Annotated in this window: 10 protein-coding genes; 3 read left to right on the forward strand and 7 right to left on the reverse strand. The window is 45.2% G+C overall.

Translation table 11 applies throughout. The features are described from left to right. Positions 1-920 precede the first annotated feature (920 nt). From ACVHUV_RS00560 to ACVHUV_RS00580, 5 genes are all read right to left on the reverse strand, one after another. Complete coding sequence (locus ACVHUV_RS00560; protein WP_462085765.1) at positions 921-2,054, reverse strand: polysaccharide deacetylase family protein; 1,134 nt, start codon at positions 2,052-2,054, stop codon at positions 921-923. A gap of 408 nt (positions 2,055-2,462) precedes the next feature. Further along, positions 2,463-3,740 carry a biotin/lipoyl-containing protein gene (locus ACVHUV_RS00565; RefSeq protein ID WP_462085766.1) on the reverse strand — a complete coding sequence of 426 codons (1,278 nt, stop codon included), beginning with the start codon at positions 3,738-3,740 and terminating at the stop codon, positions 2,463-2,465. Beyond that, the gene (locus ACVHUV_RS00570; RefSeq protein WP_371390792.1) at positions 3,741-4,397 is read right to left on the reverse strand and encodes a hypothetical protein; all 657 of its coding nucleotides are present in this window, start codon (positions 4,395-4,397) and stop codon (positions 3,741-3,743) included. It lies immediately after the preceding gene. Positions 4,398-4,936: 539 nt separating this feature from the next. Beyond that, entirely contained in the window at positions 4,937-5,386 is a 450-nt protein-coding gene (locus tag ACVHUV_RS00575; protein ID WP_462085767.1) for a transcriptional regulator, read from the reverse strand. A 115-nt stretch (positions 5,387-5,501) separates the two neighbouring features. Beyond that, positions 5,502-5,828, reverse strand: coding sequence for a hypothetical protein (locus ACVHUV_RS00580; protein WP_462085768.1), 327 nt, complete (start codon positions 5,826-5,828; stop codon positions 5,502-5,504). A gap of 158 nt (positions 5,829-5,986) precedes the next feature. Here ACVHUV_RS00580 and ACVHUV_RS00585 point away from each other — a divergent pair, with 158 nt between their 5' ends. Beyond that, positions 5,987-7,564, forward strand: coding sequence for a hypothetical protein (locus tag ACVHUV_RS00585; protein ID WP_462085769.1), 1,578 nt, complete (start codon positions 5,987-5,989; stop codon positions 7,562-7,564). Then, positions 7,561-10,308, forward strand: coding sequence for a DEAD/DEAH box helicase (locus ACVHUV_RS00590; RefSeq protein ID WP_462085770.1), 2,748 nt, complete (start codon positions 7,561-7,563; stop codon positions 10,306-10,308). Before ACVHUV_RS00585 ends, ACVHUV_RS00590 begins: the two co-directional genes overlap by 4 nt. Before the next feature lie 34 nt (positions 10,309-10,342). Here the strand turns inward: ACVHUV_RS00590 and ACVHUV_RS00595 are convergent, their stop codons facing one another. Next, complete coding sequence (locus ACVHUV_RS00595; protein ID WP_317944822.1) at positions 10,343-10,507, reverse strand: hypothetical protein; 165 nt, start codon at positions 10,505-10,507, stop codon at positions 10,343-10,345. 294 nt (positions 10,508-10,801) lie between these two features. After that, positions 10,802-11,260: a single-stranded DNA-binding protein gene (locus ACVHUV_RS00600; protein ID WP_317944824.1), complete on the reverse strand. Its 459-nt coding sequence runs from the start codon at positions 11,258-11,260 to the stop codon at positions 10,802-10,804. Between the two features lie 268 nt (positions 11,261-11,528). On the opposite strand from ACVHUV_RS00600, the gene ACVHUV_RS00605 reads away from it, so the two are divergent. Beyond that, the gene (locus ACVHUV_RS00605) at positions 11,529-11,987 is read left to right on the forward strand and encodes a YwpF family protein (protein ID WP_317944826.1); all 459 of its coding nucleotides are present in this window, start codon (positions 11,529-11,531) and stop codon (positions 11,985-11,987) included. Positions 11,988-12,329: the final 342 nt, after the last annotated feature.

Below are 12,329 nucleotides of genomic sequence, written 5' to 3' on the forward strand. Positions count from 1 at the left end.
TGCGGTTTTCTTTGTCCGCGGGAGGAGTTCTGTTGGCAGGATTGGTGGTCGCGCTGAATGCTCTTGACAAATTAAGGGGTTGGTTGGAGGGAGTGGCGTTATGCGGCGTTTTGGCGCGGTTATGCGGCGTTTGGCAGGATTATGCGGCGTTACAGGGAATTATGCGGTGTTTTGGGATAGTTTGCGGAGTTTGAGGAAGTTATGCCGCGTTTGGGCAATTTATGCGGTTTTCTTTGTCTACGGGAGGAGTTCTGTTGGCAGGATTGGTGGTCGCGCTGTATGCTTTTGACTAATTAAGGGGTTGGTTGGAGGGAGTGGCGTTATGCGGCGTTTGGCAGGATTATGCGGCGTTACAGGGAATTATACGGTGTTTGGGGATAGTTTGCCGTGTTTGAGGAAGTTATGCCGCGTTTGAGGATTTTATGCGGTTTTCTTTGTCCGCGGGAGGAGTTTTGTTGGCAGGATTGGTGGTCGCGCTGAATGCTTTTGACAAATTTACGGGTTGGTTAGAGGGAGTGGCGTTATGCGGTGTTTGGCAGGTTTATGCGGTGTTCCAGGGAATTATGCGGTGTTTTGGGATAGTTTGCGGAGTTTGAGGGAGTTATGCGGCGTTGCAGGGAATTATGCGGTTTTCTTTGTTCGCGGGAGGAGTTTTGGTGGCAGGATCAGTGGTCGCGCTGAATGCTTTTGACTAATTAAGGGGTTGGTTAGAGGGAGTGGCGTTTGGCGGGATTATGCGGCGTTCCAGGGAATTATGCGGTGTTTTGGGGATAGTTTGCGGTGTTTGAGGAAGTTATGCCGCGTTTGGGGATTTTATGCGGTGTTCTGTGAGTAGATGTCGTTTAGGAGTTTATCTCGGTTTATTTAGGGGCGATCGTTTTTTATTGTCGCCCCCTAGTATTGATTCATTTGGTTGATTGCTAGAGTAAGGGTTCTTTATGGAAGTTGTGGGAAATGTGCTCGTTTGGATTATAAGCTTTGAATGTGTAGCCTTGGTTTTTTAGCCATTGGATGATGGCGGGTAGCGCGATCGTTGTTTGGCTTCTGTCGTGGAGTAGGATGACGATTGTTCGGTCGCCTGATTGGATTGCTTTGGTGACGCCTTCTTTGACGTTGTGGGCGATTTGATCGGCTTGTTTGTCGGTGTAGCGCCAATCATTGGAGTCGACGTTCCAGTCCCACATTTTATAGCCGTGTTGTACGAGGCTTTGTTTCATGCCAGATGTGACGTGGGGCGTGCTACCATATGGGACGCGCACTAGTTTAGCGGTTTGGCCTGTAAGTTGTTTGATGAGTTCAGCACCTTCTGCCATTTCGTCGATGAAAGATTTGGTTGATTGGTAGACAAGGTTTTTGTCATGGGTCATGCTATGCGAACCGATGTAATGGCCGCTGTCGTGGATCGTTTTGACGATGGATGCGTTTTGTTGCATTTGATTGCCTAAAAAGAAAAAAGTGGCGGGGACATTGTATTTTTCGAGCGTGTTGTTATTCATGAGCGTAAATTTGTTTGGTCCGTCGTCAAATGTTAAATAGACGGTTACTTTGTCGGAAGGACTTGTTGCATGTTTACGATTGTTTTTCACGTCTGCAATTTTTCTCTCGTATGTTGTACGATCCATGTGTGGATAGTCTTCGCGGTAAATTCGTATCGTGTGTAGGTGGCGGAAGTAGTCGATTTGAAAGCCCATGCTGAATGCAATTTCTTTGACGCTAATGTAGATTTTCCCGTCTATTTTTATGAATGGAGTACCAGATTGCTCCACTCCGTTTGTAGTTGTTATATTTTTGGCGAAGTCAACGATCATATGGTTGTCACGTTTTTCAATGCGCATTTTACCGTCTTCTTCAGTAACTGTGAGGTAAAGATATTTTGAAATTTCTTTGAAAGGAACTTTTGTGTCGCCATCGACAACACGTGTTTGTTCAATTGGCAACACTTTGTCATGAAGTCCAATCGTTCGTTGAGCAGGCTCGCTTGCTCGCGCCTTTTCTATGTTGATCCCAAGTGTGAGAATGATTGCTATACAAATGATCCAGTATATTTTTTTCACGTGCGTTCCCCCATTTTCTCGTAATCTATTTGTTTTTTCACTATATGGATGGGGAGACAAGTATAGAAGTAGGAAATGGATTTTGTGAATAAAAGATGGTTCATCGGAAGGTTTAACTGATTTTAGTGGTTGTTCGTTTCGCGGGTGACTTTTGAGGGATGGATGGATTGTTTTCGCGCCTAATGGGTTTTGACAAATTAAAGGGTTGGTTGAAGGGGGTTAGCTATTGTTTGGTTATGCGGCGTTTGGACGAAATATGCCACATTTGATGCAATTATGCTGTGTTCGGTGGAGTTATGCGTTTTTGGATAGAGTATTGCGGCGTTTAGTGACTTTATGCGGTGTTTGGTGGAGTACGATGCTGATTTGGATGGTGGAATGACAAAAACCGCCATAGGGCGGTTTTTGTTAGTGGAGGAAGCCGTGTTTGATGTAGTTCTTCCAGCCGAATGTGCGCCACTGGGATTTGGGTGGCAAGTCCAGTGGGAGTGGCATGATGACGTTGAATGGATCGGCGTAGGTAGAGATGTTGTGTTTGTAGATGACGATGTCTCCCGTTGCTAGACCGGCCGTGATGACGGCGCGGTTGTTCGTTTGGAAGGGAGAGGAAACGTCGATCTTTCTGCCTTGTCCATTTTCGTCGAGTTGCCATGCGGTTGCTTGTTGTTTTGTGTAGGCTTCTAGCCAATCTACTTTGACACTTACGGCATCCACTTCGTTGACAATCAGTGTTGCGTTGACATTTGCGCCGAATGGCAACGTCGTAAGTTGTTCTAGTGGCATGATTGTAATTTCATAGAGTTCCATTGGGTTTTTCCGTTTGGCGTCAGGTGCTAGTTCGTCGTATGCGTTGCGCCATCTGCTGTCTGTTGCGGGTACTTGTGAAACGGCGTGAACGGTTCCTTCAATGACTGTGTCCAAGCTGTTTTCTTGGATACGTACTTGGTCGCCGGCTTCGATTTTTTGCCACTCTGGCAGTTCTGCATACGTTGTAATCAGTTTTTCTTCGCTAAACACGTCGGCTGCCAATGTGTAGCCGTGTTTATTGACAGTTGAAACCGTACCGTTTACTGGACTGATGAGTGCTGGGCGCATGGGATTTTGAGCTAACTGTGCTTGGATGACAGTGAGTTTGCGTTCGACTTCTGCGAGTTCACGTTCCGCTTGCGCAATTGCTTGCGCATATGCGCCGTCCTGGGATACGTCGACTTGTACATCGACCGTCAATTCGATGTCTGTCGTGCCAGGTGTTTCAGTTGTATTGACATTTGATGTATTGCCACTTGCGCTTGCTCGGTCGGCTTCTAAGTCATAAAGTGTTGATTCGATGGCGCTTTGTTGTTCCAAGAGCCCTTGTTCCTCTGCTTCCCATGACGCGAGTTGGCTTTCTGCACGATCGGATTGCAATGTCGCGATTTCATCACCAACTTGCACTTGATCTCCTTCTTTAACGAGCCACGTATCAATTGTTTCTTCATTTCCAACGTAGACGGTGTAAATGGCTGCTGGTGAAACGAGTCCTTCTTTAGGAATGGTTTCTTCAAAGTGTCCTTCAGTCATGCGCTCATATTGATGGACATACACTGTTTGTTGAACAGTGCTTTTCTTTGAGTATAAAAGATGGACGTTGATGGCGATGAATGCACTGACGACGATTGCGACGGTGATGGACATTCGTTTTTTCATTTAGAATCCACCTCCGAACAACGAATTGAGCAATTTGTCGAATGGAATGTATGCGACGGCTGCTGTGATGAGCGCCATTACGACATGAAGGCCGATTAATAGCCATAGATGTTGGCGCCATCTTCCATCGACTACGTAACCACGGATAAAACGGTATTGCAATGTAATGATTAATGCGCCCGTTAATGTGAGCTGGTTCAGGAATAAAATCAAGTACCAGTTTTCTAGAATTGTCACCGCAAGCGGTCCGAAAGACAAGAATGACAGGCTTACGGTTGTACCTTTTATGGCAAACACGATAAAAATGAGTGCTTTTTCCAGTAGTAGCAGTCCCGTAATGAGCACTTGCAAAGGCACAAGTTGTCTATATGGGATTTTTGTCAGCACTGAAAGGATGTAGGCCACTCCGAAAATATGGAATGCACTGTATAGCGCTGCCCAAATGATTGCCCCGACGAGTGATGCGTATCTGGCGATAATATAGTCTGCTGTCGACATGGTTGTTAACAACGAAGTCAGGCCCTCGGTGTTCATTCCCCACATGTTGCGCAGTGCGAATAATACAACCCCTGCTAGGATGACAACGAGTAACCGCTTATTAAAATGACGCATCGTGCTTGTTTGTAGATTGGACGCAAGCTCGTCCGGCTTCGTCAAAAAGTGCCAAAACCTGTACTCAAAGAACATAGCGACGGTCCTTTCTGCAATGAAATATTTTCGTTTACGTATAGACTACTGTACCAAATCTTGTGAAATATTCAATTCAAACTGTATGAATACGTCATAGATTGGGCAATCTGATAGAGCGATCAGTATGTTTCAGATTGGTATTATTTCATAAATATTTGTCAACATCAATCCGCTTTATTTCCCGGGAAATCGACAAAGGAGTGAAAGCTAATGCAAAAAAACGATAAAAACCGATTGACGTTACAAGATTTGTTATTCGGTGTCGCCGGTTCAACGATTTTCGTGCTCGCTTTGCACTTTTTGACAAATTGAGAAACCAAACTATGTATACCCTAGTAATCTACCTACTAAACATTTTACCACGGTTTCGATACAATTTCTTTGTCAACCTTACCATTACTTAGCAAATATTGCTTACTTTCATCGTTGCTCCCTACTTTCATGTCGGTTATGGACAGCAAAAAACACTTATCGCAAGTTGATAAGTGTTTTTTATTCGATAGTTTTCAAATCGTACGCAGTCCTTCCATTAGTTGAATGAATAATTGTCTATTGTTTGTTTCAAGTGCGTAGTCGATCATGCGTAGTTGGTTTTGTTGTTCGAGTGCTGCGATGAGGAGTGCAGCTTCTTCGGAAACGACTTTTGGGATTGGAATTTCGAGTTTTAATGTACTTTCCATGATTGTCGTTAAGTGCATGTGTAGGTCGGAAATGAGGAGCAGTTGATAGAGTGGGAGGCGAATGAAACGGTTGCCCTTTTGGAATACGAACACTTCTCCTAAATTCTCTACTTGCAGGCTTTTGATGTTTATGACAATCTCTTTCCCTTCAGTCGGAACGAATTGGTAAATTTCACCCCCCTTTTCAATTGAGAAATATTGATATGCAAAGACAAGGCGTAGACGGAAATCTTCTTGGCTCGTGAAAAAAGGTGTCATGCGTTGAACTGATAGCATATGCATCCCTCCGTTATTGAAAATTCCGATTATTATTATTTTATCATAAGCTGACCTAGTTTGTGAATGTTTTGTTTTCTATCTTATTCAATGCCGGAAGAATAATTGCTAGTGTTCATACTTTTTCCTTCACTCGCTTGTTTAATAATAAAGATGTTTCTAACGGGAAATAGTCGATTCCCTGCGCTTTTAGGTAACAGATGATGCCTTCATTTTTCCGCTGCTGCGGTTCATGTACATATAAGATGGTTAGTACGTCAAATCGGTAGTTTGCTAGAAGTACTTCGTGATTGATTGTTAGAAACGTTTCGTTGGCAGCGTATGTTTCACTGAGTGATTGTTCGCGGACGCTGGTGCGCAGTCGTTTCCCAGTTGCTGATTTCATTTTCCATTGTTGCAAATGGTTATAAAGACCAGGTACGTGTAAGATAAGTGTTTTCATTCGATGATTTCTCCTTTAATAATGATGTGGGATGTTACTTGTTCGGACTTTGTAGGTATGCGGTTTATTCGTAACACATTTTGTTTGAATTGAAATCGTTTAAATTGATGGCCAAAAGCTTTATAATAAAGGGAATGCCTATGTTAGGGAGTGAGCCGATGCACATGACAGTTGAACGCGTTTCTTATTTGCATGAGCGTGAGATTGATGAATTAATGAATAGGATTAAACATTCTTATCGTCCTGACGTTCATACAGAAGCGCAAATCATTCGAAAGGCGGTTTCCTTTGTGCGCAAGGGAGCGCGATTTGCATATCGGTTTGCTAAAGACGGATCTTCGGTTGAAACAGTTTGTACGGATGGTGTTGACCATCTTGTGAAATTGACGTTTTCTGAGGTGGATGCGACGTGCACGTGTGAGGAGCCTGGTTGGTGTCCGCATAAGATTGCAGTTGTTTTCCATCTCTATTCTCAATTTCATTCGTTGACGGATTGGTTGCATGAATGGCAACAGACGGAAGTCACCCAAATGACGTTAAAATTGTCGGAACGCTCACCCGAAGCGTGGAATGTGGTCCTTCGTCAATTGACAAATCCGTTGCGAAACATGGATCCGCGCGAAAATGCGAATGTGTTCATACATGAAACGTCTTTGATGGATCAGAAAGTGATTCCTCTAGCTCCTTTTGAGTGGGAATGGAAGCCGTTGTTTGACTTGTTTTACCGTTTGCATGTCGTCGATGCTGCTTGGTCCTATGTACAGGTTCATCTGGACGATTCCAATCAATTCACATACCGTGAGTGGCAATTGCAGATGTGGCTTGGTGAGCAATTCGGAAAGATTAAAGACCATGCACAATCATTACGGAAAAAGTTGCGTTTGTTTGAAACGGACGTATTTTATGATGCTTTAAAAATAATGATTCAGTCGATCACTTTGTACAATAAAGGCCTGTTTGAGAAGAGGCTTGAGTTGTTTAGAGTGATGTGGGACTTATTGTATACTGATCAAGCTTCCCAAAAGAAAGAGCTTGCACGCCTTCTTGAAGAAGACTCTGCAGAAGCGCCGTTTTTTGCCGCTTACGTCTACTTGGAATGGATCGATGATGTGGCCCTTGAAAAAGTTGCTGCGCAAACAGGGGGCAAACGTGTCACGCACTGGTTGCCGCTTGCAGATCATGCGCTTGACATGGGCCAGACCGAGTCGTTAGCGATTATTATGGAGTCCATTTATCCGTATATCGGGACGTATTATGAACTGTTAAAGACGAATGGAGACAAACATCACTTTATCCGAAAGATGGATGAATTGCTGGAGGAAGCCCATTTCCCTGAAATACGGCGTGAAGAACTTTTCATGTTGTATGGAAAAGATGGTGTCAGTGCATTCGGTGATTTTCTCATTGAGCGTGAGCGTTTTGACGAATGGGCTGCACTCATGCACCGGTTCAATGTGCCGTATGATGGAGTGGATCCGGATACATTGAAATTTGTGTTGGCAAATGACCCTGCTTCCGTCATGCCTTTGTTGCATACGTACGCGATGCAGTTCATTCAGGAAAAGAATCGGCATAGTTACCGCCGAGCTGTCCGCTTGTTTAAAAACATGAAAACAGGTGCGAAAAAGAGCGGCAAGATCGAGTTTTGGAATCGCTATATCGATACGGTCCGCGAACAATACAAACGGTTACGTGCATTGTCGGAAGAGATGGAAAAGGGGAATTTGAATTTATGATGAATACCGAACAAATTAATACACTTTTCCAATTGGCAATTGATCGTCAGGAAAACGGTCTTTATGCCCTCTCTGCCATCGATTCAAATGGCCGACGTATCGCTCCAGGGCGACTTGCCAGCTTTCTGTTTTTTTCGAATGAACAAGCGTTGTATGGAATGTTTGCGGTGACGGATGAGCAAGCAGTCCATGTAAGTACGAATGAGTTTTTTCAAGTATTTGTTGGCAAGCCGCATCCGTTTGTTTCGTTTAGCGGGCAGTCTGAGAAGGATGAAGCCCATTTGACGGCTGTCCGGGAGGCTGCGCGTGTTTGGAATGAACCGGATTTCTGGCACTATGCAGAGTTGGACGCAGGGACAATCCAATTCGACGAGGAGAAAATCGGGATTTCTGCGTCAGCTTCGATGATTTTGCATGATGCGATTCGCGAAAAAATACAGGCTTCAGCGATGCGATTCGAGCAGTTGCCGGCATTGTTGCCGCATCTGAAGAAGTATGGGTGGCCGGGTGAGTCGGTTTCGACGATGCCGGTCCGGGTGGCGTTCCGTTTGACGGAGCCTGATGATGATGCGGGCAGTACTGAATGGTTGCTGGAGACGGTTGTTGTCAGTGAGCGCGGTGCACATTGGACGCCTGCTGTTAAAAAGGTGAATGCGCCAATTGCGGATGCGCTGCCGGCGAAGTGGAAATCGTATGCTGCTGAGATTCATGAGAAGCAGTCTGAGATGGTTTCGTTTTTGCAGTCCATTCAGGTTGAGCCTGGCGAGCGTTTTTTGTCGATGCCGATGTCCGATCCTGAAGTGCGTATGTTCATTCAGGAGGATTTGCCGGTGTTCCAATCGTTCGGTTATCCGGTGATTTTGCCTGCTTGGCTGAAGTCGGTGACGGAGTCAAAGTTGCGGGTGCGGACGAGTGCGAGTGTGCAGTCGTATCGTTCAGCGGCAGGGTTGGATGAAGTGTTGGCGTTCGATTGGAATTTTTCGCTTGCGGATAAAGAAATTGATCAAGATACGTTCCGTAAGTTGGTGGATGAGAATCGTGAGTTCATCCGTTCGGGTGATGAGTGGTTTCATATCGATCCGCAATGGTTGAAGCGGATTCGTGAGTTGATGGATCAGGCGGATGCTGGTGAGTGGACGGTGAAAGATTTGCTGTTTCAGGAAATTCCTGAAGAGATTGTCCCGCTCGAGGATGATGGTGAATCCGATGATCCGTTGTTGGCTTTTTCGATGAAACAGTCGTTGCGTGAGTATGTTGAAATGATTGCTGATAAGCATGGTTTGCCGGATGCTGGTGTGCCGGATGCGTTAAATGCTGAGTTACGCCCATATCAGATTGAGGGCTACAATTGGCTCGTCTTCATGCGTGATTATCGGTTTGGTGCCTGTTTAGCCGACGATATGGGGCTCGGAAAGACGATTCAGCTTATTTCGTATTTGTTGAATGTCCATTCGCGGCCGGATACGTCTTCGCCTTCGTTGATCATTTGTCCGACGAGTGTGCTTGGCAACTGGCAGAAGGAGATTGAGCGTTTTGCTCCTTCACTCGTTGTGCATACGCATTATGGGCCGTCGCGGGCGAAGGATGAAGCGTTCGATCAGTTGTTGGCCGAGCGCAAGCCGGATGTACTTTTGACGACATACGGTACGGCGACGCAAGATGATGAGACGTTGAGTGGCACGGTGTTTGCGAGTATCACGCTTGATGAAGCGCAAAATATCAAAAATATGCAGACGAAGCAGTCGCGTGCGATTCGCAAATTGCACGGTGAGCATCAGATTGCGCTGACTGGAACGCCGATTGAGAATCGTTTGTCTGAGTTGTGGGCGATTTTTGACTTTATTCATAAAGGGTATTTTGGCAGTTTCCGGACGTTTAATGAACAGTTTATCATTCCGATTGAGCGGGATGATTCGGCGGTTGAGAAACGAAAGTTGCGGGCAAAAATCCGACCGTTTCTGTTGCGCCGTACAAAAAATGATCCTGATTTGCAGTTGAACTTACCGAAAAAGCTTGAGCAGAACGAGTATTGTCCGCTCACGACTGAGCAGGCTGCGCTTTATGAAAGTTTCATAGAGGATACGAAATTCAAGTTGGATACGTTGACTGGTTTTGAGCGCAAAGGGCTTATTTTGAAGATGCTTAGCCGTTTGAAACAGTTGTGTAATCATCCTGCTTTGTTCTTGAAGGAGCCGGCTTCTCCTGCTGATGAAATGCTTCGTCGTTCGGTTAAATTGAACCGCATTGTGTCGATGGCTGCCGATATTGCGAGTAACGGGGAGCAATGTCTCATTTTTACGCAGTACATCGGGATGGGTCAATTAATTCGCCAATGTTTGAGTGAGTTGCATGACTTGGATGTGCCGTTTTTGTCTGGAAGTATGCCGAAAGGTCAGCGTGATCATTTGGTGGATGCGTTCCAGGCAGGTGAGTTCCCGATTTTCATTTTGTCGTTGAAGGCGGGTGGAACAGGGCTGAATTTGACGGCAGCGAATCATGTGTTACATGCGGATCGTTGGTGGAATCCTGCGGTCGAGAACCAAGCAACGGATCGGGCGTATCGAATCGGACAGACGAAATTTGTGCATGTGCATAAGTTTGTTAGTGTCGGAACGATTGAAGAAAAAATTGATAAGATGTTGCAAGAGAAAGCGGCGTTGTCTGCAGATCTCATTCAGTCGAGTCAATGGATTACGGAATTGTCCGATGCTGAACTTGATGATTTATTAACATTTGAACGATAGGTTTCGGCCCGGCTCTGTTATGGAGTCGGGTTTGTTAATGGACTTTTTGTTTGTCTCGGCGAGCTTGGATGGAAATGACTTTTTGTTGCTGCACTTTTTCTTCTAAGTGCATGACGCGTTCATTCAAGTTGGCGATGATGGTGATGAGTTGTCCCACTTGGAGTTCCAACCTGAACAGTTGTTTTTCGACGGATGTCATGTTGTTCACCTCTTTCATTTATTGGATTTGCGGCAGGAGCGGCCTCCTGCCACAAATGGTTGGCCACGATCCACCGGCCTATTGCAGCAAGCATTGTGAACCGACTTCTACAATGCTTGGTATGATGTCGTTAGGACCCCCATCCTTTAGACATCGATAAATCTCCTTTGTTCTACTTTCGTTCGATTCATGTAAACGATTTACCTGACGTGCTATTCAATTCATGGCTACAGCTACTACTTCCTTCGGTCCTCCCTCCCCTGTCTACTCGCTTTCCGTATGTAACTTTGGTAGCTAGTAGATTGGCAATCCATCTTTCTCTTCTTGCGGTAACTGGAAGTTTGCGCTCACATTTTCCTGTTCCTCGTCCCGTCCAGGCGAATCTGCGGAATGTACGTTGGCTTCAGTGTCATCATACAGGTCGTCGCTTGTCCTTCTTTTTGTTGCGAGGAAGCGGACTTCGTCACCAATTACTTCTGTAATGAATACGCGGCTTTTGTCTTCTCGTTCATATGTGCGTGATTGAATTCGTCCGCCGACCCCGATTAGAGAACCTTTTCCACAATGCTTCGCGGTATTTTCTGCAACTCTGCCCCACGTTGTGCAGAGTATGAAGTCGGCGTCCACTTCGCCTTGCTGGTTTTTGAATTTACGATTCACTGCAAGAATGAAGCTTGTTTGGAATCTGCCTTCCGACAATCTTCTTAGTACGGGATCTTTCGTAATTCGCCCGACAAGTGCAACTTGATTCACTCATTTCCCCCCTTTCTGTTTGTAATGTCCTTATCATATGTCTAGGTTGTCAAAACTTGCAAATACTCAAAATTGAAAATTCAATGTGTTTAGATAGTTGTTTTGTTGTTTTAACAGCGTCTGATAACAGGTGTTTTTTGTTCAAAGCGCATAGGTATCGCCTTTTAAGAATTGTGTGTTTTACGCGATTATTTAAAGATGGGTAGTTTTTCAAGATTTATTGTAAATTGTGTTATACTTGTAGCAAAAAGTGAGCGGGGTGGCAGGTTTGAAGACGTTTAAAATGATTTCTGTGGGCATACTGGTGGAGGATAAAATTCAAGATTTTCCGTTAGAGGATGGCATTATTATTAATCAGGAAAATAGTCATCGCATGTGGCTTCTAGAACTATTTATCGATCGTTCGCACCAGGAGTTGTTTGAGCGTTGGAAGGCGGCTGAAGAGTTGCTGGAGGCGCGCGTCGTCATTTCTTATCCGGAGAATGAACCGGCAGGCTTTCTCGTAGCGGTGGATGCGATAGAGCAAATTGGCGATCATATCTCTGTCTTATTGAAAGGTCGCTTGAAGCGTGCGCGCACACAATATGCGGAGCATTTGTTGGAAGAGCTCATTACGGAAGGTTTGAGCGGTCAAGAGTTGTTGCAACGATTTGAGTCGGATATGCGGGAACGTCCTCGTTTGAAGAAGGATCGGGATCGCGATTTGTCGGAGGAGAAGCTGCCTTGATGGTGGCTTTTTTTTGCGTGGTTATGCTGGGATTGGTGGCGGCGGTTATGCGGCGGCGTTTATGCCGCGTTTTGAGAAGTTATGCGGCGTTTGAAGACTTTATGCGCCGTTTGAGAGAAGTATGCTGCGTTTGGTGACTTTATGCCGCGTTTTAAGTATTTATGCGGAATACTAATTTTGTTTCGTGGGCGGTTACTATGTTTCCTGATTTATTGAATCGCGCCAAATGGGTTTTGACAATTTAAGCTCTTAGGTTTTGGTTTTCGATGGCAGCGGATGCGAGGTGTATGCTGAGTTTTGTGGCGACTATGCGGCGTTTAGGAGAAGTATGCTGCGTTTGGA

It is taken from the genome of Sporosarcina saromensis, from assembly GCF_054901285.1.